Source organism: Bacillus sp. TE8-1 (genome assembly GCF_008368855.1).
Lineage (GTDB): Bacteria > Bacillota > Bacilli > Bacillales > Bacillaceae_G > Bacillus_A > Bacillus_A cereus.
In genome coordinates this window covers 1-23,241 of sequence record NZ_QPET01000006.1, presented here as the reverse complement: position 1 = coordinate 23,241, position 23,241 = coordinate 1, and the positions used below count along the sequence as shown (strand labels likewise).

The window sequence follows — 23,241 nt, the reverse complement described above, 5'->3', positions numbered from 1 at the left end:
GTTATTCATTCCGTAAGCTTAATGCTCAAGTTAGTTTTTTTCACACGGTTAAACTTTATTAAGAAAACCTTAAGAAATTTCCCTCTATATTCATAAGAATTTTTTTCTATACTGAATCCTGTAAATGAACAAGAGGAGAAACGACCATGAAAAAATTTGTACTTTGCATACTAGGAATAGGCCTTCCTATATACTTACTACCTTTCATATTACGCGGGGATTTAGACAGATTTAATCCGATTGCTGAAGAAAAAAATGTATACGCCGTTGCGAAGGGATATGGCATTCCAGATTATCATTATAAAGGCCGAGCTATGTACTCACTAAAGGGTGTTGATGAACTAAGCAATGAAAAAGAATATAAAGTTGGAACGAACACGCCTAATGATTTTATAAGAAAAACTTACTTAAAAATTCATGTGAAAGGAAAATATGTGTATTCTTACGATATTATTTCTAAAGAGGATATTCCGGAGAAAATAAGGGGACAATTGGAGATAGCAAATAAATAAAAGAGCCAATTCATACGATTTGGCTCTTTATTCTCTCTCCCATCTACCGTTGGGAAAATTCTTTCGGTAGATTTATTAAATTCGTTATCATTGTTCCAATAACCATTGTTCAATTACTTTTACTGTTTCATCTCGTTGTGCTTTTGCCGTAATTAAACTCGCATTATCACCTTTTTGCTCACCATACATGCCAAAATGAGCATGGTTTCCCCCTTTTATCATGTGCATAGTAGTATTCTTTGACATGAACTTTTTATTGTTCTCTATTTTTTCTACAGTTGCTAAAGCATCTACTTCCCCGTAAATTGATAACATTGGAATCGATTTCGTAGAGAAGTCATCTGCAGGATACGAACCTAAGAAAATAATCCCGTCTACCTTTTCTTCATGTTGAAAGGCATACCTAGAAATCATAGCTCCGCCCATTGAATGCCCAGCAACATACCATTTTTGAACTTCAGGATACTGTTCAATTACACTATCTACCTCATTTATTCCAAGTATCGCTAAGTTTAATGGTAACTTAGGCATTACTACAAAATGCCCATCTTTTGCAAGAGCTTCTCCTAAGTAACTATAAGCCTCGGCTTCTACTTTAGCTCCTTGATAAAAAATAACTCCTATTTTTGCATCTTTCTCTCCAAAAACTATATAATCTTCATCTTTTTTATCATCTACTAAAGACAAAGCCTCTTTCGTTGGTTTATAAGTAAACTGAGACCAAGTTAAAAAAGTAATACTTCCGACGATTAAAATAGCTAGTAAAGAGTACAGAACAATTTTTATCCATTTTTTCAAAAAGATGACCTCCCTAAGATGTATATATTCTATATTTCAGATTATCATTAATAAACATAAAAACTCGAGCATTTTTATTGTGCTCAAGTTTTTAGTTCCGTCTTTAATTTATACTATAAATTGTCCAAGATAAATATGTAGCAAATGCAGACCATAAAAAATATGGTATTAGCAACCATGCCGATACTTTAGATAAATTGGAAGAAAACATAATGAGAAGTAACGTAGTAATAGCGACTAGTAAACAATCTACTGTTGCTAAAAACAAATTCTTTTGGCTAAATTGAAAATAGCTGAACGCTTGATTGAATATATAATTTAAAAGGAATAAAAACCAAAATGTTTTTGGCTTGAATCCATAGTTGTTGTAAATAATTGCAACTGATAATGCGATAAGTCCAAATAATACAGCCCATATCATTCCGATTGTCATACCAGGAGGTGTCCAAGACGGCTTTTCTAACGCATCATACCAAGTACGATCAATAGGGAATAAAACACTAGAAACATAAAACAAACCATATGTTAGTAAAAATACTATAATACTAGATTTTTTCATAAACATTCTCCTTTTTACTAGAAGATTATAGAAACTTTATATGATTAGTATGTCCTTGTAATGGATAAAATTCTAATATTAAAATTCTAAATACATATTGTTTAACCTATTTCATACAAATTCTTTCATACTTTTATATGCACAAAGGGCTCTCTCTCGTGCTGCCTTATGATCAACAATCGGATAAGGATATGTATCACCAAGTTTTATATTGGATTTTTGTAAAATATGCTCAGGTGCTTCCCAAGGTTTATGTATATATTTGTTTGGGATATCTTTTAATTCTGGTACCCATCTTCTTATATACTCTCCATTTTTATCAAACTTTTCTCCTTGTGTGATGGGGTTAAAAATACGAAAGTACGGTGATGCATCTGCTCCACTTCCAGCAATCCATTGCCATCCCATTGTATTATTTGCAATATCAGCATCTAGTAGTGTATCCATAAACCATTTTGCTCCTTCTTGCCACGGAATTAACAAATGCTTTACAAGAAAAGAGGCTACAGCCATTCTTGCCCGGTTATGCATAAAACCTGTTTGCCATAGTTCTCGCATTCCCGCATCAATAAACGGATAACCCGTTTTCCCCTTTTGCCATACTCTTAATAACTCCTCTTCCTTATTCCACGGAAAATGTTCAAAGCTCTTATTAAGAGGTTTATATACTGTAAATGGATAATGGTATAGTAAATAATAAGAAAACTCTCGCCAAATTAATTGACGTATAAAACTATTAACTTGTTTTTCAAAAAGACTACATTGTCTTTCGGTACTTTTATTTATTAAGTAACGAAACATTAGCTTTACTGATATTTGACCAAATGAAAGATACGGTGCCAACATCGAATGGACATTTTGACCTGGAAAATCTCTTCCTTCACTATAAGAGACTAATTTACTAGAGAAAAATTTCTTGAATGTTTTATATGCCCCTTCTTCTGTCGGATCCCATATTACTTCCATATGAGATGTCCACGGTATAGTCGGCAACAATTGTAATTCTGAAACAGATAAGCTTGCTGGTAAAGAGTTTCTCCACTTTATACTCTGCACTCTGCTAAAAGGTTTAGGTATTACCTGCTTTTGAAATGCATTGTAAAAAGGCGTAAACACCTTATATTCAGTGTTATCTTTCTTTTTAATAATCCACGGTTCTAATAATAAATGCGAATTAAATTCTTTACAGATAATACCTTTATCCTCTAACATCATTTTCATTTTTTGATTAGATTGTAATCTGTCCGGATCATAACAAATATTCCAATATACAGCCGTTATATTTAATTGTTCTATGAGAGAAAGTATTTCTTCTTGTGTCTTTCCTTTACGTATTATAAAAGTAGAGCCCAATGCCTCAAGTTGCTTCTTTACATCTATTACAGCATGGTGCAACCACCACTTTGCCGCACTTCCTATTGAAAAAGTTTCATCTTGTATATATACAGGAAGAACCTCACCAGACTGAACAGCCTCAAATAGTGCTGGGTTATCATATAAACGAAAATCTTTTTGAAACATAACAATAATTTTATTTTGCATGGCTATCCTTTCTAATTCTTAAAGCACAATTCATTCTTTATTAGAACAAATACTTCTGTTATTTTTAAATGATTATAAGAATCATCCTTTGTAATTGCAAACAAACTCTTCTATCTTTAATGGATTTTTCCAACTCTTAATAAAGATAAAAATATAATGCACTTTGTACTTATCTTAAACTCTTATAAAATAAAAAAGAAAATGGAGAGAAAGATGAAAAAACAATTTGATAAACAGTCAAACTTAAATACATTTATTGATTCAACAATCCTATGGACTTTTCAAAACCAAAATGCTATAAATACACTTTTGAATGAAGGTAAGCTTATAGCCGATCCTATTTTTGTTAGTAAAGAAGGTTGCACAGCATATAAATACATTGTAAGACACATGAAACAGAAAGGTATTGACTTTATTATAGATTTCCCTATTTGGGCATGGCATTCATGCAATGGTTACCAAAAGAAGCCTACTTTTGAGACTGCAAGAGAATTACTATCAGATATTCAATTAGAGAAAGAAATATACCTCATCGAATTCACATGTCCTAATTTTTTATTCATGTTAACAAACTATAGCGGATGGTGCGACATTTATTTTAAACTTACTGACAATCCTAAAGCAAGTGTAACAAATGATGAAGAAAAACACTTATTTGATCTTTACCCTATCATTGAGGAAGAATGGGAATATCATCATATCCAAGCAACTCTACCCTACCTAAAAAAAGAATGGATTATACAAATAACAGAACTTAGTAAGATAAATGGATTTAATAAATAATATTGTTTATGAATGCTTTATTTAAGCATTCATAAACATAACAAATAGTCACATGAAACTAATACATTTAAAATAGCGTTTTTTTATAATGGAACCCTAAATAAACTCTTTACTACCTTGATTTTGCATACATGCAGCTTACTCATTTAGTTTTGGTCTAGTTTGTAAATATAAATGCAAATCCGGACTTGAACCGTTAATAATTACGTCTCGAACAATTTTAGAAAGTACCATACTATATACTAATCCATTATCTCCATACGCATAGATAAAGTGACAATTTGGAAACTCTTCATACATTCCAATTATAGGTAAACCATCATGAGTACCACCATAAAAAGCACTTAAATAAAATTCAGGTTCAACTGTTATATTGGGAAAGAGCTTATTAAATTCATTCACTAATTTCTCTTTTTTATGGATTAATTTTGAATCTCTTTCTTGAGCAATGTTTGTATCTTCATCTAATCCACCTATAATAATCCTATTATCTGCAGTAGTTCTCATATAAATATATGGTCTCGCAGTTTCCCAAATGAGAGTGCGTTTATACCAAGAAGATAAATCTTCCACAGGATTAGTAACAATTGCATATGAGCTAATCAGTGTAGCGTTCTTTTCCTTTTTAAATTCCAATCCTTCATATCCTGCAGCCACAATTACTTTATTGGCAGTAATAGAATTGCCTTCCTTTGTATAAAAGATAGCACATTCTTTCTCTAACTTTTTGCCAACAATCTCTGTATCTTCATAAATGTGAACTCCTTTATTAGAGGCTTGTTCTAATAAACTATGTGTAAATTTATAAGGATTTATTTCACCATCATTATATGTATAAATAGCTGCACGTTTTTTAAATGGATATCTCTGTCCAATTTGTTTTTCTGATAACCAAGCCGCTTTAAAATTATACTTATGTAAATAATACAATTCCTTTTCTAATTTCTTTATATCCTCTTCATAACTTGCATAATATAAACTGTCCCGTCGTTTAAAGTCAGAGCAATAAGGCAAGTTTTGATCAGCATATTCAATATCATTAATAGCTTGTTCACATAATTTCATATGCTTAACTGCATACTCTTCCCCAAATGTATTTACAAGTTCAAAAAACATCTTATCACCTAAATATTGAATAAGTGCTGTATTTGTAAGGTTACTTCCATGTCCTACCTTTCTTTTATCAACGATAACAATATTTAAATCTGATTCACTCAAATAGTATGCTGATTGAGCACCCGAACTTCCTGCTCCTATTATTAGTACGTCACATTTTATATCTTCGTCCAAACGAGGATAAGAAGGTGTATTAGAAAAAGTCGTGTTCCAATATAATTTCCCTTTCTGTAAATCCATTTTAATTGCACCGTCCTAAATAAAATAGTTATATCCCCATCGGTATCTCCAAATCATTCTTACTATATACTTCTTATCAAAATTATCTTGCTATCATGAATAAAGGTTTTCATAAACCTAAAAGCCTTGTCTTAAAAATTTTTTTTCGAAAAAACGTCAAATAATTTTTTATTTTTATTATAAAAAGAGCAAAAGATCTCCATTTATAGAAGATTTCTTTTACTCTTTTTAAAGGAAACAACTCCAAATATTTAACATATTATAGTATCTACCAAATAAAAGTTGCTTATCTATCGATAACTTACACATAAGAATGCATTTGTTTCACTACTTTATTAACAGAAACTTTAACAACCGTTTCTTTTTCCCCTGTTCTATCAATCTTGAAACCATGAACTTTAACATCAGACGGTACTAGTGGATGATGACAAATCATATCTATACTCTTCTCAATATTTTCACTAACATTTTCTTTTCCACTTAGCCATTCATCAAGGCTACCACTTGAAAATTCAGGCATGCAATTTTCAAAGAGATAGTCTAGTTCCCTGTTATTTTTTATGGAATCACGTTGAATTTGTAGATTAACTACATCAGTTTCTTTATCCTCTATTCCTACAACAAAAATTTCTTCAACATTTTCTTGATAAATAGCAATAATAATAGATCTCATTATATCTCCATAAGGATGTACAATTACAGAATCGTAGCTGTGTATAGTCAACATGTTTTCTTGTTGAATGTTAGTTACTTGTTGGATAATAGGCTCTATTTCATGTTTAATGTCTGTTAACAATAAAACTTTTTTATTCTTTGAATTCATATGGAGCACTCCTTCTTCATTATTGTATTTATGAAACTTTTAAGCTAGTAACAATAGTTGATAATTCATTACATGATTGTTACCAGTTTTTCCAGCGTCCCTTTGGATCAACACTTGCAAGTCTAACCCATCCATTTTGAACTTTTTCTCGAAATGTGAAATCATTATTTAGCAAACGTTCTATATATTGACTAGGCGCTTGAATTACAATTAGTAAACGAAGTGGTGAATGATACGTCTCACTATCTGACTGCATAACGGATTGCCAAGGTAAGCCTGGCAACAAATCACTTGCATTTCCCTGCATAACACCTAGACCCGCCGTTACGGTTTGGGTTGTTTTGTTTCCACTACCATAATAATGAGGAGCTACAGTTGAAGCGTAATATTGTAGATTTATCCACTGAGCTACTGTTCCTGGTCCTGCAATAATGTTAGCTAATATATCGCCACTTTCATCCTGTTTCCAATCATAATTATGGAGGAAAGCCCTACCTTCTAAGTCACAATTCTGAGTTAATTCTCGTTGCCCGATAATAAAAGATGCATTACGAGCTAATCCCCATTCTGGACGTATTTCACTCCAATCTTCTGCAAATCGATGTGCCTCTTTACTCGCATTTTTTATTTTCGTTTTAAAATTTGGTAATTGCGTTAAACGCTCTCTATTTGCATGTTGACTCACATTTGGCATAATCGACTCGATACAATCAAATGCTTCTTGCGCAGTTTCCGAAAGTTCTGGGACGTAAATCCATTCCAATTCATCCACTGTTGTTTTATGTTCAGCTGCTGCAAAAATGGTATCCTCAGGAATTTTAATACCTTCAGCAAACAACGCTTCTCTCACTTCTGGAAGATTACATAAAGTAGCAAAAACTCTTGCATTGAATCCCCCTGCTGCTCCGCCACAAGCACCACACTCAAGTGCTGCAGCATAAGGATTGTTCGTACTTTGACTACTATGTCCGCACATTACAACTAAAGGAGCAAATTTTTCTGTCAGTCCCACCATTTTTAAAGCTTGACGCACATAGTTCACTTTTTCTTCTTTCGTAAAACCGATAGGTATCTCACCCTTTGTGTCATGAACATGATTAAGCGAGAATGTTGTATCAGGTTTTTGTAACATAGTTTTACGAAGGTTACGAATGAAACTACCAACTCCTCTTGGGACAAAACTTCTTGTCACCATCTGTAGACCAAGTAAAGGACCACTTAACTCAGGTAGCGCCATACTTGTCATTACGTTCTGTTTCATCGTTTTAAATGTATAACGTACCGAACTGCCTACCCTCTTACGCTGCTCATAAGATTTAAGTTCATTTTCATTTGTGAGCTCTTTTATTTGATGTTTCGGTTTGAGTATAACTGGCAAAGAAGGGTGGTTGTTATTACTACCTAGTTCACTAGTTGCAATTGGTAATCCAAAGAAACCAGCTATTCCAAATGTTTCAAACGGACCTAATTTTTCAAGGTGGCGACGAAATGGTTCTGAACGTACATCAATACAGAATGCTAATTGAGCTAATACACGCTTTTTATCATCGGTTGCACGTTGTGTAGAAGCAATCTTCTCTCTTAATTGCTCTGCATGCGTTTGTTCCCAAGCTTCCAGCCAAAGTTTCTTGCGAATATTTTCATCAAAACGATAAGCGAATACTAATAACTCACTTTGTTCAGTAGCAGGCATTTGTAACCATTCCCGTGTTGAAATATTCCCCCAATAGATCCAAGAAGCTATAAGTGGGACGATCGAAACTTTTTTCTCAACCTTTTGATTTTTTAAAGGTAAATAAGGTTTTACAATAGCCAGCTCCATAGAAATTCGAACTGCTAAATATTCTATGAGAAGTTCCTGTTCCTGAATTGCTTGTTGTGAGCGCCATCGTATCATTCCTGCCCACCCAGGCAAAGAAAGTAAGTGCCCTTCAAGGTAAGATTGTATGTTAGATTTAGAAATTCCTAGTTCAGATAATGCTCTCGCTAAAGCTACTTCGGCATCTTGTGGCCAATCTTTTAAAACTTTACGCTCATTTTTACTGAACGCTGGATCAAATTTAATAAGGTGTTGCCATGCACGATAAAAACCTTTCTCTCGATTTGGCATCGTCCAATTTGATCCGGATTCATCAAGATATAATTTACACCATTTAATGATATGATAATTAAGAACATCAGATAGGTTTTCACTATTTTGACTCTCTATAAGCGAACTTATTGGCTGCATAACAGAGGCTTGCATACTTGCTGTATTTATATAATTCATTTCTTCTGCCAATTTATTTACTTCTGGCGATGATAATAGACTAGAAGGTAATTTTTCTAACTTTAAAGCTACTTGGCAAAATCGCTCTGCTTTCTCTCGCGGAATATGAAAAGATTGTGAATCCAGCCAACGAGACAAACTCATTTGTAAAAATGATTCCTCAATCTCACCTTTCGCTTTTGCCGAATGAATCATGGAGGCACTAGGATAAATATCCACATTACGAGCTTCTTTTAACCAATTTGCGACTTGTTCAAATGATTGCTTTTCAAGTCCCATCCAAGGGTGGTGAGCTGCAAACGTAGAGATAGGCCAAAGTGGCGCAATAACTCGGCTAGCAGATGCAACTAAATCATTTATATTATTTTCTTGCATATCAATGTTTGTATCTTTCTTTAATATTGACGATATGCTCATCACGAATTACCTCCCTTTGATACATAATGTTTCAGATAGCTTGGGTGACTTTCTACTGACTTTCGTCTCGCCTCACCTATTCGAACTAACCAAAGATAAAGTACAGCGAATAAAGTAGAAGATTGATGACGAGTAACGAAAGTACTAATAACACTACTAAATAGTAAAATACATATAACAAAGATAACGGCTGGAGCTGAAGGTTGAACACTTTGATAAATATCAGTATGCAACCATTTATAAAGAGAATTATGAACGGTAAAGTAAATGAGAGAAAATCCAATCAAAACAATTACGCCAGCAATTCGTCCCATTCTTCCCTCCCCAAAAACAACAAGCTGTTTCCATGAAAAGTATAGTGACCAGCCTAAGATTAACGCACTAACTAGTTGATACCCCTCTCCAGAAGTCATAAACCAGAAAGTAATTGCTATAAATAATCCTAAAACACGCCCAACTATCATCCATAAATTGGACATCTTTTCATTAGACTGATTCACTACCCCAAAACGTTGCACGGAAGAACCAGCTTGTAAAAATAGTGTAGCTTTAAACAAACCATGTAAAATTAAATGAATAATAGCTGCTAAATAGGCGCCTAATGCACATTGAATAAGCATAAATCCCATTTGTGCAATAGTTGAACCTACTAGCTGACGTTTATAATCAACTTGGACTAAACTAATTCCTGTACCTATTAAGATAGAAATACTAGAGAAAATTAGTAAAATGATTTGTGCAATATCATCATGAAAAAGAGGTGAAAATCTAGTTAACATGATACCGCCAGCATTTACTAAACCCGCATGCATAATAGCAGAAACAGGAGTTGGAGCAACAGCAGACTCAATTAACCATCTTTGAAAAGGCCATTGTGCTGCTGGAATCATCACCGCTAATATAATTAATAAGTTAATTCCTGTTCTCTCCAATGTTCCATGTAGCACTACATTTTCATTCGTTAAAACTGATGTTAACTGCCACTGTCCTGTTACTTGAAAAAGCCAAATGATAGCTGATAGTAAGGCAATCCAACTTATTGTAAATAGGTAGCCAGAGATTTTAGTTGCTTCACTAACTACTTTCCACCCTTTATTTAGCCCTATAAGTAGAACCAATCCTATAAGCGTTGCTCCCCAACAAATGAGCATTAAGCGAAGATCATCACTTAACCATGCAACCGAAGATACACCTGTAGTAAATGTAAAAAGTGCAAAGTATTTTCGATATGAGCGATCTCCCATTAAATAACGTACAGAGAAACGCTGAATGATTAAACCAATTGTAAGAACAAAGAAAGCCATTAACCAAGCTAAAGTATCTAGATGCCAAGGCCCCACAACTCTATCTCCATTGTTATTAACAAGTGCGAGTAAAGAAACCAATGAAGGTAAAGCAGCGATACCAATATGGATATGAACAAAACGTAAAGGTATCCTTGCATTTAAAAATAATAATCCACTTAGCCAAGAAGCACTAAGCGCCATAAAAAATAAAGTTAACAGTGTTGATGAAATCAGCGAAATTAACATGTTAAATACTCCCTTCTAAGCGAAAATAGCCTATAAAAATTCCTTTTCATTACGATAGTTTTTTTAATTTCAATTTTCATTCACTCTTTTTAGTACATCGTTTTTTCCCATAAAAAAAACCGACAACTTCCATAATTCAATGATTTTATATCATCATTGAATTATGGAGATTGTCGGTTTCACTTCAACTAACTTCAATAAAGTTTTTTGAAGAGCTCCCATTTTATAGAGGATAGTAATGTATGTATTACTCCTATTAAAAATAACAGTATATCTCTGATCTCCTAGATTATGCAATCAATATATCAATTTATGTTATGCGCTATCTTTCAATTAAGAAACTTTTTCATTTAGTCAATATTACATATTAAAAAAATGCTAAAGCCTTAATTATAGCAAACAGTTAAAATAAGCATCTATTAATTTTTTAAAACAATTATAAGATAAACTATATTAAGCAGTTTGTCAATTTATTTATCAGTTTTTTTGAGCGTTATTCCAATTAAAATTCAGTATACGTAAATAATTTCAAGTTATTAATTATTATCATGTTAATAAATTTAAATAAAGCGCAAAACTTTTAGGTTTCTTAATTATCTCCCACTAACCCTACGATGGTTTTAATTTTTAAAATTTCCCCTCAAGATTATGAAACAATTTAAAAATCATTACTCGTTCACCAGTACGGGAGCTTATATCCGTATGAAAACTTTTCACTTTTTCTCCAGTTAATTCTAGTATAATCTCTTTCAAATCTTCAATTCCAGATTCAACTAGCTCCGAACGATTTTTCTTTATCGTTAGCATACCGTCTTTTGTTTCGCAAACCGTATATTCAGCTGGCGTTAAAATACCTTGTAAATTTACGATAATCATATCCCGCAATATATCTGTCTTAACGGATATAGACCCGCGTCCTAGGTAGTCCTTTTCCCAGTGAGTAATTGCTTTGCTTATCTCTGATTCAATAGAGCCTTTTGAGTTTTTCATCTTTGTATCCTCCTTCAATAAAATGTAATTACATTTATAATTACAATAACAATATAATAATCTGGATTGATTTTATTTTCAATTATTGAGAAGAATTTATAGGAATCGTTGTCATGTATCCTTTAGTATTAAGATGAATTTTTTATATTGTAATATACGTTTTTTTGATTATTCCCCGACAAAATACTCTTACTATAAAGACTCTGTTGCATAGATTTCAAAAAAGGACATTCCGGAGAAAATAAGAAAACTCTTGTAACGTAATACATAAACGAAAGAGCCGATTTCTTTATAAAATAAGAAATCGACTTTTGGCTTAGTTATTGATTTAGTAATGGAAAACACCTTTTTAAAATAATTATGTTTATACTATAGACGTTGATCTTTCTGGAAGTTTAGTTGAAAATGATCCGCTTCATTGTATACCCCGAATTCATATCCTTTTTCCTTATAAAATTTAATAATTTCCGGAAGCGCTTGTAATGTCTGTAGTTTTTCATGCATTAGAACTACTTCCACATCTTCTGTTGTTGTACGCTTTACATTTTCTATAATTTGCTGTGGGTTACCTTTTAATTTCCAATCATTTGAATCTATCGTCCAATCCCAAACTTTTATTCCTGCTTCTACAATTTTGTTACGAATGTCCTGCCCCTTTAATCCTGGTGCAGATCCATATGGGGGACGGACTAGTTTAGGAGTTGTACCTGTAATATTATGAATAAGAGCTAACGTTTCTTTCATCTCCGTTACAAATTGTTCTTTTTTGTATAGCTTATCACTATTATGTGTCATACTATGAGCACCAATATAATGTCCTTCTTTTACTGCTCGTTTTACATTTTCCTGAAAAGCGGTATTCTGTAAATTGCTTCCTTGCATAAAAAATGTCGAGGCAACATGTTGCTCTTTTAGTACATCTAAAAATTTTCCAGTTAATTCGCTAGGGCCGTCATCAAATGTTAAATAAACAACCTTTCCTACTGGTTTTCCATCAGGTCTTTTCTGTTTTGCCAGCGATGTGTCCTCTTTCTTTCCTTGTTGTTGCGTATTAGCTAGCCTAATACTTTCATTAGCTACCCCTTTCGCTGGGATAGAGTTCCATTTCCCTATTAAAAAGAACGTGAAAAAGGTCGTTGCTAAAACAACTCCTAAAGATAGTATTACCTTATTTACTCCACTTGTTTTTTTCTTATTTTGTGATTCTTTCATTATGTTTCGATCCTTTCCCTACTCATTTTCATCTTCATTATTTATACAGCTAAGCATTAACTCCAGCTGATATTTACAATAAATAGATTAATAGAGGAAGGTGAAGATAAAATGCAGATAATGTCGAAATTAGTTAAAGAATAGCCTATTGCATCCACTCTTTAAAAAATATTTTTTCTCTATTACAGTTAAATTTGAAAACTGAATATACATCCAAAATAAAAGATACTACTCTTTCTAAACAATATTTTTATATCAAGATAATAGCATGCTGATATAAAGATAAAATACAAAGATAGCCGTACTATTGAAATTCTATTATAATTTTGTAATTGGAATTCATTTGAACCAAATGAAGAACTAGAAGAAATATTATTATGTGGAGGTGCCCCGATGAACCTTGTAATTAGAGAGTTAGAAACAAATGATTTAGATAATCTCCCGGAGATTGATGACAGTTTTATAGTGAATGCTCGGTTAATTCTTTCTCTTTCCAAAGGAAATAGACGTATAAAATATACAGTAGAAGACGTTCCGAGTTATGAAAAAAGTTATTTACAAAATCAAGATGATAATGAACAACTGCCTTACAATGAATATATAAATAAACCTAATCAAGTCATTTACATAGCACTGTTACATAACCAAATCATTGGATTAATGGTATTAAAAAAGAATTGGAACCACTATGCTTACATAGAAGATATAACGGTAGATAAAAAATATCGTACACTCGGAGTTGGTAAAAGATTAGTTGATCAAGCAAAGCAGTGGGCAAAAAAAGGCAATATGCCAGGTATCATGCTTGAAACGCAAAATAATAATGTCGCAGCATGTAAGTTCTATGAAAAATGCGGATTTGTAATTGGTGGGTTTGATTTTCTTGTTTATAAAGGTTTGGATATTGAAAATGATGAAGTTGCAATTTATTGGTATTTGCATTTCAAATGAAACTGTTTTTAACATGAAACAAAGTCAAAATAAAAACCCCAATCTCTCTATATTAAAATTGAGAAACTGGGGTTAAGTTACTTAACAATATTTTTCATTTAAAACAAGTAACTAATTAATAATCCTGCTGACAACAAGAAGCCGAAAATCGTATTTGTCATCGCTGTTGATTTCATTGCGATGCGCATATATCCAGGATCCTTTGCCCCTTTTTGGAAACTTTGAATCGCAGAAATTGGCTTTCTCAAACCTAGGAACATAACTAATGCCCAAGGGCTTATATAACCCATTAATACAATTACGGCAATCCATAAATACGCAATGAAAAAGGCTATCGCTAGTGTTACCACAGCTTTTTCTCTCCCAAGGAGGATTACTAATGTCTTTCTTCCACCTTTAATATCTTCTTCGATATCTCGGATGTTATTCGACATATTGATTGCACCTACTAAAATTCCAATTGGAATGGAAATTAATACACTTTCAATCGTTACAGTATTCGTTTGAATAAAGAAAGCAATGAGTACAAAACATGTTCCCATTAACAATCCAGAAACTAATTCTCCAAACGGGGTGTACGCAATTGGTAATGGACCGCCTGTATATAAATAGCCAACCGCCATTCCAATTAAACCGATGACGACTAACCACCAGCTGCTATTCATACAAATATAAACTCCAATAATTGCTGCTACGACATATAATAAAAGCGCAACTGTTAACACATTTTTTGGCTTCAATCCATGACGGACAATTCCGCCACCGATGCCAACGGATTCAGCAGTGTCTAATCCACGTTTAAAATCATAGTACTCATTAAATAAGTTCGTTGCTATTTGCAATGCTAAACATGCAGCCATCATCGCAATAAATAACAGCCAATCAATTTTGGCAACATAAAGTGATGCCACTGTTCCTAAAATTACAGGAGAAAACGTCGCCGTTAACGTATGCGGGCGCGTCATCTTCCATATTAATTTAGCGGAACTAATTTCTTTTTCTGTCCCCATAACTCTGTTCAATCTCCCTACATTTTAAGTATAAATTACTAGCAGTATCTTTCTATCTATTTCCTGCCATGCATCCATTCATTATAGCAATAAATGATTATCCTTTCTAACAAATCAACTTTTAATAAGATGAAAAATTATAAAATGAAACTTTCATCAGTAGGAGTTTTGTCATCCCCACTGATTATTAGTACATATCCATTGTTTTTTTCCGGGCAGCCCTCCCTCCCATTCGCTGAATTTTGTGGTGGGAGTCTTACTGTCCGTTAATGCGGGATAAAAAAGAAGTCAAATTACTTCCAAACAACACCTCGCCTCTCATATTCCATTCTGTATTCAACAGCAGCCGCAATTTTAGGACTTGCGAATCTTTCCGTGATCCAAAGTCCCAAATCAACTCCTGAAGTGACTCCTCTTGCAGTGATAACATCGTCTTGATCTACAATTCGGTAATGAAGAAGCTCTGCCCCGTATTCACTCATTTCATCCTGTGCCAAATAGTGCATCGTTGCCTTTCGACCGTTCAATATACCAGAGGCTGCTAACAGCATACCCCCTGTACACACGCCAGCAACGATTGTTCCTGCATTGTACATCTCGCTAATCATTTTAGTCAAAGTTCCAAGCTCTGCTTGCTTTCGTGCCCCATGCTCTGCTTTATGATTCCAGCCACCACCAGGTACAATTAACAAATCTGGACGATTCTCCATTCGTAAAAAATCATGTAGTTTAACTGTAACTCCAAACGAGGTAGTAACTTCCTTCTTTTGTTCACTCGAAACGAATTCAACTACAAATTGAGCCCCTTCTTCTATCGCTCTTTTCAGTACCTCAAACGGTGCGAAAGAGACAAGTTCTCCGAAACCATCAAACAATACTATTTGTATTTTCATTTTCGCACACCTCATATGCTTTCTTTTTTAAATTGTAGATATATATAATGATTGGACAATCTCAAAGTGTAAATTGTAAAGTATACCTAGATTATTCAAATAAAAAATAATATCCCACATAGTTAAATACATTTGTAAACCCTACATTTTCTACAACTGCAACAGAAGGCTTGTTCAATTCCATACAGTCCCAATATGGAATAATATCATTCTCCAAACAATCTTTCACAAAACTATGCGCTATCTTTTGAGCTAATTTTCTCCCTTGGTGACCTTCTATCGTTTCAATATCTATACAGTGTATATTTTCAAAGACGAACCCTGAAAAACAAACACTCACAATTAAATCATCATAAACAATGCAATAGCCAATCCCCTCATTGAAAAAAGAATCCGGTGAAGACCAAAACTCTAAAATTTTTGATTGTAAAAAATCAATGTTCTTAAATGTATTATTATTATTTTCATAGAGAGCTTTACTCATTTTCAGTACAGTATATCTCTGTTCAAATTTAGGCTCATGATGATTTTCATAATCCTCTTTTCCTAGCATATACACTCTTTGATTCCAACTCTTTAATTTACAATGCTGAAATATTCTTTCGATTGTTTTATTCCACTTCGAATGATTCCCGATTCCTTCAAAGCAATCTAATCCTACTTTCCTCGCCTCAGGTACTATTACATGATTAATAAAACGATTCACTTCTTTATTAAACTCTTCATTTTCAGCATCTCCAATAAAGAAGAAGCCATCATTATTACCTAACCAAATGAGTCCCGAATTAGGAGAAGTCACGTTATCTACAAATATACGACCAGGATTCACTCCTGCAATTACAGCACGTACCTCTAATTGACCTTGTTCATTCACTAAACGATTACACCTATAAAAATCATCCTTGCTTAGTTCACAGATCATACGTTACACCCCCTTTTTTAAACTGTTCTATTCTAACTTTACCATTTTTACATAATATTCTGTATTTTTACTGAGAGTAGTTTTAAAGCGATGCGATAAGTAAATGCAATACATAATAAAAAAGAGCCAATCTCCAACACAATAGAAGATTGACTCTTTCCTTTATTTATTCCCCTGTTTCAGAAAATCGCTTTATACGTTCACCAATTTCATCGCGAACACGTTGAAATTCAGACCACTCTTTTCCTGCTGGATCATCAAATCCCCAGTGAACACGATTCACATGCGTCGGAGTAGATGGGCAAACAGCATCCGCATGACTACAAAGCGTAACGACTAAATCAGCACTATTTAAAATGTTTGCATCAATTATATCTGATGTTTGATTTGTTATGTCGATATTTACTTCGTTCATTGCTTTAATTGCGTTTGGATTTACTCCATGTGCTTCGATTCCTGCAGAATACACATTCCACTTATCCCCTAAATATTGTTTACCCCACGCTTCTGCCATTTGGCTTCTGCATGAATTTCCCGTACATAAAAAGTAGATTGTCTTTTTGTTTTCCATGGTATTTTCCGCCTTTATTTTTAAATTTAGACTGGTTGGTCATTAAAATATTTACGTTTAAACCAAAAAGCAACGTTTACAAGTGCAATCATTACAGGCACTTCCACTAACGGTCCGATAACAGCTGCGAATGCTGCGCCCGAATGAATACCAAACACACCAACTGCTACAGCAATTGCTAACTCAAAGTTATTACTACCAGCTGTAAATGCTAACGTTGTTGTTACCGGATAGTTTGCACCAATTTTTCTTCCCATAAAGAAAGAAACCAAAAACATTACAATAAAATAGATTAATAACGGAATCGCTATCCTTACCACATCTAGTGGCACGCTAACAATCATCTCCCCTTTTAAGGAGAACATAATGATGATTGTAAATAGTAATGTAAGTAATGTAAGTGGACTAATTTTAGGTATAAACACCTTTTCGTACCACTGTCTTCCTTTTAACTTAACGAGTACAAAGCGCGTCAACATACCTGCTATAAAAGGAATTCCTAAATAGATACATACTGATTTTGCTACTTCTATCATTGTAATATCGACAATAGCCCCTTCAATTCCTAACCATTCTGGAATTACCGTTACAAACACGTATGCATAAACCGAGAAGAATAACATTTGAAATACCGAATTAAAAGCCACTAAACCTGCCGCATACTCTTTATCACCATCAGCAAGATCGTTCCAAACAATGACCATTGCAATGCAACGTGCTAATCCAATCATAATGAGACCCACCATGTATTCTGGTTTATCAGGAAGAAAAATAATTGCTAACACAAACATAAGTACCGGGCCAATAATCCAGTTTTGTACTAAAGATAGAACTAACACTTTTACATCTTTAAATACTCGTCCCATTTCCTCATAGCGAACTTTCGCTAATGGTGGATACATCATTACAATTAAACCAACAGCAAGTGGAATAGACGTCGTTCCAACCTGTAATGTATTCAATCCGTCTACTACACTAGGGAACACAAACCCTAAACCAATCCCAACAGCCATCGCTAGAAAGATCCATAGTGTTAAATATCGGTCTAGAAAGGATAAACGTTTCATTTTATTTTCCAGCTCCTATTAACAACAAGAATTTTTTTCTACTACGGTAGAAGTCGTACAACAAGATGGATCTTCTATTTTATGAACATCACTATCTGCTTTTGTATAAAAGAACTCCCACTCATTACCATCGGGATCCGTTACCCAAAACTTATCTTGTACTGCATAGCAACAAGTCGTATCCATCTCATCACGCGCGAAGAAACCTTCTTTTTCTAATCGTTCTTTATGCAATGTAATTTCTTCAGCTGTATCCACTTGGAAACCAAAATGATTTACCTGATTTCCCTTCACTTCATCTCGCACGTTCAGCGTGAAATTAAGTCCTGGCGTCTCTAATAAAAATTTTGCATAATCTGTTTTCACTTTAACTGGTGATACACCAAATACCTTTTCATAAAATTCAATAGACTTCTCTAAATTCGTAACGTTTATACCGATGTGAACATATCTCATACCTTATTCCTCCTCTTTATATATCATTAATCAATTTTTTTTGATTAATAACTCAAAATTTTAACAGCAACTACCTTTCCCTGTTTTTCTAAAGATACAGCACAATTCTTCTGATAATAAATTATTCACTTCCGCATCATTTAAATCATAATAACTCCACGTACCTTTTGTTTCTTTTACAATTAAACCCGCATCTAATAAAATCTTTAAATGATAGGACAACTTAGATTGCGTCATTTCAAAAACTTCTGTTAAATCACATACACACGTCTGGCCCCGCTGGCAAAGTTCATACATGATTTCTAAACGTTTTTGATCAGCCAACGCTTTAAACTTTTTCTCATAGAGCTGAAAATCTTGTACCACTGTAGTTCACTTCCCTTCATCAACTTTTTTTGATATTTATAGTATATACGCTGATTCGTTCTTTATGCAACTGATTCATCAATTTTTTTTGATTTATTAAAAAAAATTCCTCGCATCATATCTTTTTACAACTTAATAGTTAAAATATTTCCGAGAAATGGAGTCTCTATAACTGTTTTAAATTTTAATTTGACCATTATAGAGTAGTGCCCCATCAAGCTAAGAAAAACAAATATCTCCAAATGAAAAAAATCGATATAACTCTTCAGCAAATAAAGATAACTCTTGTTTTTGGTGCATAATCATAAAAAGCACGTCACCCTTTCTCATTAACATAAGAGAATAGTAACGTGCTTTTCATTTCAAAATAGTCTAAATCCTTAAGTTGATGGTTGTAGGTAGGGACCCCAATAAGAACGGTATCTAAGGTTGCATAAGATGTGTTAGTTCCATTCCAAAGGCCTCAGCCGATGATTAACTCAAGTACCGGTTTCGGATGACTCCCATGTGATGAAGTTCGTGTCCTGCGATGCCGTACGCGAGGGCGCGCGCCGTAATGCTTAGGTTGTTGGCTGTGCCCTTGCGGGTCCACGCCTCCGCCGGTAGCCCGCGCAGCAATGTGATCGTTGATTGCCGTACGGCCCGGTAGTCTTCGGCCAATTGCGCGGTTGTCCAGCTTCCGAAAGGAGGTATGAACAATTCCTGATCGAAACCAGTCAGAGGTGTCTGGTCCCCTCTTGCGAACCGGAGCAGGCGGTAGGTCATGACGCGTTCCGCGTCTGCAATGTGACCCACGACTTCTTTCAGCGTCCATTTTCCTTCCGCATACCGATATGCGGCCTGGCTTTCGGTCAACGATGCCAGGAGCTCAGTCATTTGCTTTTCCTGGGCGAGCAGAATGTTGATGATGTTACCGTCCGGCACCAAACGGATATATTCACCGGAGTTCCCGGCGTATTCTTCTTCTGACGGTCTTTGATTCATGCGTAGTCACCTCTTTATGCATATATAGAAAATTATAGCGCTCGTCTATGTCTAATCAATTCGCGAAATGATAGAACTTTCCTTCTAATAATTGAGGAGAAGCAACTATTTAGTTGGTCGGTCGCCACACTATCCTGATTCGTTAGCACAATAAGCAACGCTAATCAATAATGCATAAAAATTATCTGTTATACAATATTTCGAAATTATTAATATATAAAGGTAACATCTTCTTTTTTTAATTTAAAGATGAATTTTCAATTATATTTTGAAATGAACCGAAGTAAAACACACTAGTCTAACTACTTTTCTATACAAAAAAGAATAGCGAAGACCCCTAGAATCCCCGCTATATCAATGATGTATAAAATCTTGTATAAGAGATAGATAGACATAGAGACAAAAATTTAGTAAAAACAAGGATGCTATGAAAAACTTGCTAACGATAATAGGACGTTATGTATACTATATACATTCAAAATTAAATTTAAATAGGCTACTAGGCATACATCCAATCTAAGCTTTGACCCTGAGCATAAAATTAGTTATAAGTCTAATTTCAAATAAGGAGTGAACTTCAAATCATGGTATATATACGACAAATGCCACTCTATGCCCAGAGTCCTTGGGGTCTTCAAAATTGTTTATTTCGATTCACATATCTGTCGCTTAGAAACGGAGACAACTTCTGGTTTTTTTGACGACTATTGGGCACGAAAGAGTTTATGGCTATAGGTTTTTCGGCGGAAGATGGAATCATTATTCGGTTGCTATAAACGATATTGTTTCCTTCCATTGTTCTCCTCCGACTCCAACTCTATATTAAAACACTACGCCTGATCTTCGTAATCTGAACTAATTCATTAGATTTCCATCCCGAACATACAGTGTAGAACTTCCGAGAACGAAAATTATGTAAATAAGCTATCCATATGGATAGCTTATAATATTTTTTTGCTTAGCGTGCAAAATTCGCTTCTCGTTGGCGGGACCCCATGCCCATCAACTTAAGGGATTTATTAAATAAAAACGTAAGCTTTCTGGTTTGGGTTTAAATAGAAACCTGTCAATAAGATTAGGATTGCATTGGAAATGTATCTCTGTTGTTTTTTGTTATATATTTGGACCAGTATACAGTTATGCCAAATCCAATAGTAAGAATTAATCCCGCAAAGATATATGGTAGATTAACATTTACATTAAGTAAAATGCCTCCCGTTGCTGGCCCTATTATATTCCCGAGACTTGTATAAGTAGAATTCATCCCTCCGATAAATCCTTGATTTTCTCCAGCTATTTTAGAAAGTAATGTTGTAATTGCTGGTCGAAGTAAATCAAATGCCAAAAAGATGATAAACGTTAAAATCGCGACCATCCAATAATTACCGACAAATGTAGATACAACTATAATTATAGCGGCTATGAATAAGCTATATTTAATGATTCCTTTTTCACCAAATTTTTTTACTAATTTTTCAAAAAACATGATTTGTGCTATTACTCCTAATATGGCACTTACTGAAATAATTATTGATATATCTTTAGGTGTAAAACCAAACTTTTTATCAACAACAAAGCTAAACATATGTTCATAAGCTGATAAACCACATCCTAAAATAAAAACAAGTAATAGTGGGATAAAATATAAAGGGTGAAAAGATTGTTTCATTTCTTTTAAAAAACTAACTTGTATTTTGTTATCTTGCATTTTAATTCGTTGTTCTTTAGATACAGGTTCTTTCAAAATGAATACTGAAAAACACGCAGCGATACCAGAAATTACTGCTGCAAAAAAGAACGGTGCACGTATGCCAAAATCAGATATAAAACCACCAATACCAGGTCCAATAATGAATCCTGTACTAATAGCTGCCGATAAATACCCTAATGCTTTTGCTCTGTTTTCTAATGATGTTGTATCAGCTATAAAAGCAGTGACTGCCGGCATCATACATGCAGCACTAACGCCTCCTAGTGCTCTAGAAAGAAATAATACCCATATTTGATTTCCAACTCCAAATAAAAATTCAGAAAAGGAAAATAGAATTAACCCTGCTATAATCATTTTTTTTCGACCAAATATATCTACCCATATTCCGGAAATAGGAGATGTTAATAGTTGAAAAAATGCAAACATAGCAATTAAATATCCCATAGTGTCAGTGCCTAAATGTAATGCCCTCATATAAGATGGCATTACAGGAACTACAAGACCAATTCCTAAAAATACAATAAATACATTAAATAATGCTAAAACTAAAGCCAAATTTCTCCTATTGTATATACCCATATGACTTTCCTCACCTTATGATTAATTATATATAGACATAAAAAAAGCTTTTTTATGTAATTGTCTTTAGCATAAACCTTAAAGTAACTTTAAGGTCAATACAAAAATTAAAAACGTAAAAATATCTATAAGGCGTACCACCAGATCAGGTTGCCCCAAAACGATAAAATGAACTTCATTGCTATAAAAGACTCAAATTTTTCGTTTTGGAGCATTATAAAATTTTAACTTGATGGTGATGGGGTACCGCCACATGTCCATCAAGTTAAGAACTTTCTTTAACCCCAAGTTTAAAAATACGCCATCCTTTTCTATGATTCTACAGAAAGAATAGCGTATTTTTTTATTTTAGGGAGTATTTTGTTTTATTAGCTTAATAACATTGGCTTGCCCCCGTAATTCCAAAATCCCCAAAAATTTTTTAGAATAAGTTTTTCGAACCAGAAATATATATTTCTAACTATAAAAACTATGGGAAGATTTATCTGTTTTTCCTTTTTACCTACTTGCTAAATTCAGCAAGTAAAATATTTTTAAAAGGATCAGAAGGACTATAACTAGTTTTATGGCCATTCAAATTGATGGCCAATGTATGCTTGCCTCCAAGTGTGCCTCCAGCAAAAGTAGAAAAGCCTGGAGAGGCACCTGCGTGTCCCCATATCGAGACACCGTTTGGAAGTTTAGTTTCATAGATTCCAAGACCATATCTGCCGATTTCAGCAATTCCTGTAGGAACTGTAGTAAGCATTTGTTTTAGTTGCTGTTCCTTCAGTAATTTGCCACTGAGTAAGTAAGAGAAGAATTTGTTTAAATCGTCAGCAGTAGAAATCATATCTCCATCCGAGCTACCTGGGTAAGAATAAGTAACGTCTTTTAGCTCACTTTCTCCGTCATATCTTTCATATCCACGGGCATGTTTGGTACCTGGAATAACAGTT

At 33.9% G+C, this 23,241-nt stretch carries 22 protein-coding genes; 3 read left to right on the top strand and 19 right to left on the bottom strand.

The window, feature by feature from the left end; translation table 11 throughout:
* Nucleotides 1–146 precede the first annotated feature (146 nt).
* On the top strand, nucleotides 147–512 hold the full coding sequence (locus DN404_RS05970; protein ID WP_000714948.1) for a YxeA family protein: 366 nt from the start codon (nucleotides 147–149) through the stop codon (nucleotides 510–512).
* Between the two features lie 87 nt (nucleotides 513–599).
* Here the strand turns inward: DN404_RS05970 and DN404_RS05965 are convergent, their stop codons facing one another.
* From DN404_RS05965 to DN404_RS05955, 3 genes are all read right to left on the bottom strand, one after another.
* The gene (locus DN404_RS05965; protein WP_016122797.1) at nucleotides 600–1,310 is read right to left on the bottom strand and encodes an alpha/beta hydrolase; all 711 of its coding nucleotides are present in this window, start codon (nucleotides 1,308–1,310) and stop codon (nucleotides 600–602) included.
* 103 nt (nucleotides 1,311–1,413) lie between these two features.
* Nucleotides 1,414–1,869: a TspO/MBR family protein gene (locus DN404_RS05960; protein ID WP_049108399.1), complete on the bottom strand. Its 456-nt coding sequence runs from the start codon at nucleotides 1,867–1,869 to the stop codon at nucleotides 1,414–1,416.
* Nucleotides 1,870–1,980: 111 nt separating this feature from the next.
* Nucleotides 1,981–3,411 (bottom strand): cryptochrome/photolyase family protein, encoded by a 1,431-nt coding sequence (locus DN404_RS05955; protein ID WP_149214824.1) that lies wholly within the window; start codon nucleotides 3,409–3,411, stop codon nucleotides 1,981–1,983.
* A 213-nt stretch (nucleotides 3,412–3,624) separates the two neighbouring features.
* On the opposite strand from DN404_RS05955, the gene DN404_RS05950 reads away from it, so the two are divergent.
* A complete protein-coding gene (locus DN404_RS05950; protein WP_149214823.1) occupies nucleotides 3,625–4,194 on the top strand; it encodes a DUF3841 domain-containing protein in 570 nt (189 codons plus the stop codon).
* Between the two features lie 138 nt (nucleotides 4,195–4,332).
* Here DN404_RS05950 and DN404_RS05945 read toward each other — a convergent pair whose 3' ends face one another.
* From DN404_RS05945 to DN404_RS05920, 6 genes are all read right to left on the bottom strand, one after another.
* The gene (locus DN404_RS05945; RefSeq protein WP_149214822.1) at nucleotides 4,333–5,550 is read right to left on the bottom strand and encodes an NAD(P)/FAD-dependent oxidoreductase; all 1,218 of its coding nucleotides are present in this window, start codon (nucleotides 5,548–5,550) and stop codon (nucleotides 4,333–4,335) included.
* 301 nt (nucleotides 5,551–5,851) lie between these two features.
* The gene (locus DN404_RS05940) at nucleotides 5,852–6,373 is read right to left on the bottom strand and encodes a carbonic anhydrase (RefSeq protein WP_001086255.1); all 522 of its coding nucleotides are present in this window, start codon (nucleotides 6,371–6,373) and stop codon (nucleotides 5,852–5,854) included.
* Nucleotides 6,374–6,452: 79 nt separating this feature from the next.
* A complete protein-coding gene (locus tag DN404_RS05935; RefSeq protein WP_149214821.1) occupies nucleotides 6,453–9,059 on the bottom strand; it encodes a DUF2309 domain-containing protein in 2,607 nt (868 codons plus the stop codon).
* Nucleotides 9,059–10,591 carry an NADH dehydrogenase subunit 5 gene (locus DN404_RS05930; protein WP_149214820.1) on the bottom strand — a complete coding sequence of 511 codons (1,533 nt, stop codon included), beginning with the start codon at nucleotides 10,589–10,591 and terminating at the stop codon, nucleotides 9,059–9,061. The genes DN404_RS05935 and DN404_RS05930 overlap by 1 nt, the downstream gene beginning before the upstream one ends.
* Nucleotides 10,592–11,218: 627 nt before the next feature.
* Complete coding sequence (locus tag DN404_RS05925; RefSeq protein WP_000798163.1) at nucleotides 11,219–11,581, bottom strand: Na-translocating system protein MpsC family protein; 363 nt, start codon at nucleotides 11,579–11,581, stop codon at nucleotides 11,219–11,221.
* 369 nt (nucleotides 11,582–11,950) lie between these two features.
* A complete protein-coding gene (locus tag DN404_RS05920) occupies nucleotides 11,951–12,793 on the bottom strand; it encodes a polysaccharide deacetylase family protein (protein WP_000665162.1) in 843 nt (280 codons plus the stop codon).
* A 393-nt stretch (nucleotides 12,794–13,186) separates the two neighbouring features.
* On the opposite strand from DN404_RS05920, the gene satA reads away from it, so the two are divergent.
* Nucleotides 13,187–13,744, top strand: a complete 558-nt coding sequence (gene satA / locus DN404_RS05910) for a streptothricin N-acetyltransferase SatA (RefSeq protein WP_149214819.1) — start codon at nucleotides 13,187–13,189, stop codon at nucleotides 13,742–13,744.
* A gap of 98 nt (nucleotides 13,745–13,842) precedes the next feature.
* Here satA and menA read toward each other — a convergent pair whose 3' ends face one another.
* The 10 genes from menA to DN404_RS05860 all read right to left on the bottom strand — a co-directional run.
* Nucleotides 13,843–14,754 (bottom strand): 1,4-dihydroxy-2-naphthoate polyprenyltransferase, encoded by a 912-nt coding sequence (gene menA / locus DN404_RS05905; RefSeq protein WP_006918166.1) that lies wholly within the window; start codon nucleotides 14,752–14,754, stop codon nucleotides 13,843–13,845.
* A 293-nt stretch (nucleotides 14,755–15,047) separates the two neighbouring features.
* Nucleotides 15,048–15,647 (bottom strand): DJ-1/PfpI family protein, encoded by a 600-nt coding sequence (locus DN404_RS05900; RefSeq protein ID WP_000701573.1) that lies wholly within the window; start codon nucleotides 15,645–15,647, stop codon nucleotides 15,048–15,050.
* Between the two features lie 91 nt (nucleotides 15,648–15,738).
* Nucleotides 15,739–16,569 carry a GNAT family N-acetyltransferase gene (locus tag DN404_RS05895; RefSeq protein WP_149214818.1) on the bottom strand — a complete coding sequence of 277 codons (831 nt, stop codon included), beginning with the start codon at nucleotides 16,567–16,569 and terminating at the stop codon, nucleotides 15,739–15,741.
* A 166-nt stretch (nucleotides 16,570–16,735) separates the two neighbouring features.
* The gene (arsC, locus tag DN404_RS05890; RefSeq protein WP_149214817.1) at nucleotides 16,736–17,140 is read right to left on the bottom strand and encodes an arsenate reductase (thioredoxin); all 405 of its coding nucleotides are present in this window, start codon (nucleotides 17,138–17,140) and stop codon (nucleotides 16,736–16,738) included.
* 26 nt (nucleotides 17,141–17,166) lie between these two features.
* Entirely contained in the window at nucleotides 17,167–18,207 is a 1,041-nt protein-coding gene (gene arsB / locus DN404_RS05885) for an ACR3 family arsenite efflux transporter (protein WP_149214816.1), read from the bottom strand.
* An 18-nt stretch (nucleotides 18,208–18,225) separates the two neighbouring features.
* Complete coding sequence (locus DN404_RS05880; protein ID WP_149214815.1) at nucleotides 18,226–18,663, bottom strand: ArsI/CadI family heavy metal resistance metalloenzyme; 438 nt, start codon at nucleotides 18,661–18,663, stop codon at nucleotides 18,226–18,228.
* 60 nt (nucleotides 18,664–18,723) lie between these two features.
* Nucleotides 18,724–19,029 (bottom strand): arsenical resistance operon transcriptional regulator ArsR, encoded by a 306-nt coding sequence (gene arsR / locus DN404_RS05875; protein WP_002182884.1) that lies wholly within the window; start codon nucleotides 19,027–19,029, stop codon nucleotides 18,724–18,726.
* A gap of 474 nt (nucleotides 19,030–19,503) precedes the next feature.
* Nucleotides 19,504–20,013, bottom strand: coding sequence for a DinB family protein (locus tag DN404_RS05870; protein ID WP_149214814.1), 510 nt, complete (start codon nucleotides 20,011–20,013; stop codon nucleotides 19,504–19,506).
* A 1,075-nt stretch (nucleotides 20,014–21,088) separates the two neighbouring features.
* Nucleotides 21,089–22,303 (bottom strand): MFS transporter, encoded by a 1,215-nt coding sequence (locus DN404_RS05865; protein ID WP_149149779.1) that lies wholly within the window; start codon nucleotides 22,301–22,303, stop codon nucleotides 21,089–21,091.
* Between the two features lie 502 nt (nucleotides 22,304–22,805).
* The coding region (locus tag DN404_RS05860) for a serine hydrolase (RefSeq protein WP_149214813.1) at nucleotides 22,806–23,241 on the bottom strand (436 nt) is incomplete at its 5' end.

What these genes read in the sequence shown, in the direction of transcription:
- DN404_RS05900 (WP_000701573.1), bottom strand. Translation starts at nt 15,647, where the DNA reads ATGAAAATACAAATAGTATTGTTTGATGGTTTCGGAGAACTTGTCTCT.
- DN404_RS05940 (WP_001086255.1), bottom strand. Translation starts at nt 6,373, where the DNA reads ATGAATTCAAAGAATAAAAAAGTTTTATTGTTAACAGACATTAAACAT.
- DN404_RS05895 (WP_149214818.1), bottom strand. Translation starts at nt 16,569, where the DNA reads ATGATCTGTGAACTAAGCAAGGATGATTTTTATAGGTGTAATCGTTTA.
- DN404_RS05945 (WP_149214822.1), bottom strand. Translation starts at nt 5,550, where the DNA reads ATGGATTTACAGAAAGGGAAATTATATTGGAACACGACTTTTTCTAAT.
- DN404_RS05870 (WP_149214814.1), bottom strand. Translation starts at nt 20,013, where the DNA reads ATGAATCAAAGACCGTCAGAAGAAGAATACGCCGGGAACTCCGGTGAA.
- satA (WP_149214819.1), top strand. Translation starts at nt 13,187, where the DNA reads ATGAACCTTGTAATTAGAGAGTTAGAAACAAATGATTTAGATAATCTC.
- DN404_RS05970 (WP_000714948.1), top strand. Translation starts at nt 147, where the DNA reads ATGAAAAAATTTGTACTTTGCATACTAGGAATAGGCCTTCCTATATAC.
- arsC (WP_149214817.1), bottom strand. Translation starts at nt 17,140, where the DNA reads ATGGAAAACAAAAAGACAATCTACTTTTTATGTACGGGAAATTCATGC.
- menA (WP_006918166.1), bottom strand. Translation starts at nt 14,754, where the DNA reads ATGGGGACAGAAAAAGAAATTAGTTCCGCTAAATTAATATGGAAGATG.
- DN404_RS05920 (WP_000665162.1), bottom strand. Translation starts at nt 12,793, where the DNA reads ATGAAAGAATCACAAAATAAGAAAAAAACAAGTGGAGTAAATAAGGTA.
- DN404_RS05935 (WP_149214821.1), bottom strand. Translation starts at nt 9,059, where the DNA reads ATGAGCATATCGTCAATATTAAAGAAAGATACAAACATTGATATGCAA.
- DN404_RS05960 (WP_049108399.1), bottom strand. Translation starts at nt 1,869, where the DNA reads ATGAAAAAATCTAGTATTATAGTATTTTTACTAACATATGGTTTGTTT.
- DN404_RS05865 (WP_149149779.1), bottom strand. Translation starts at nt 22,303, where the DNA reads ATGGGTATATACAATAGGAGAAATTTGGCTTTAGTTTTAGCATTATTT.
- DN404_RS05950 (WP_149214823.1), top strand. Translation starts at nt 3,625, where the DNA reads ATGAAAAAACAATTTGATAAACAGTCAAACTTAAATACATTTATTGAT.
- DN404_RS05955 (WP_149214824.1), bottom strand. Translation starts at nt 3,411, where the DNA reads ATGCAAAATAAAATTATTGTTATGTTTCAAAAAGATTTTCGTTTATAT.
- DN404_RS05925 (WP_000798163.1), bottom strand. Translation starts at nt 11,581, where the DNA reads ATGAAAAACTCAAAAGGCTCTATTGAATCAGAGATAAGCAAAGCAATT.
- DN404_RS05930 (WP_149214820.1), bottom strand. Translation starts at nt 10,591, where the DNA reads ATGTTAATTTCGCTGATTTCATCAACACTGTTAACTTTATTTTTTATG.
- arsB (WP_149214816.1), bottom strand. Translation starts at nt 18,207, where the DNA reads ATGAAACGTTTATCCTTTCTAGACCGATATTTAACACTATGGATCTTT.
- DN404_RS05880 (WP_149214815.1), bottom strand. Translation starts at nt 18,663, where the DNA reads ATGAGATATGTTCACATCGGTATAAACGTTACGAATTTAGAGAAGTCT.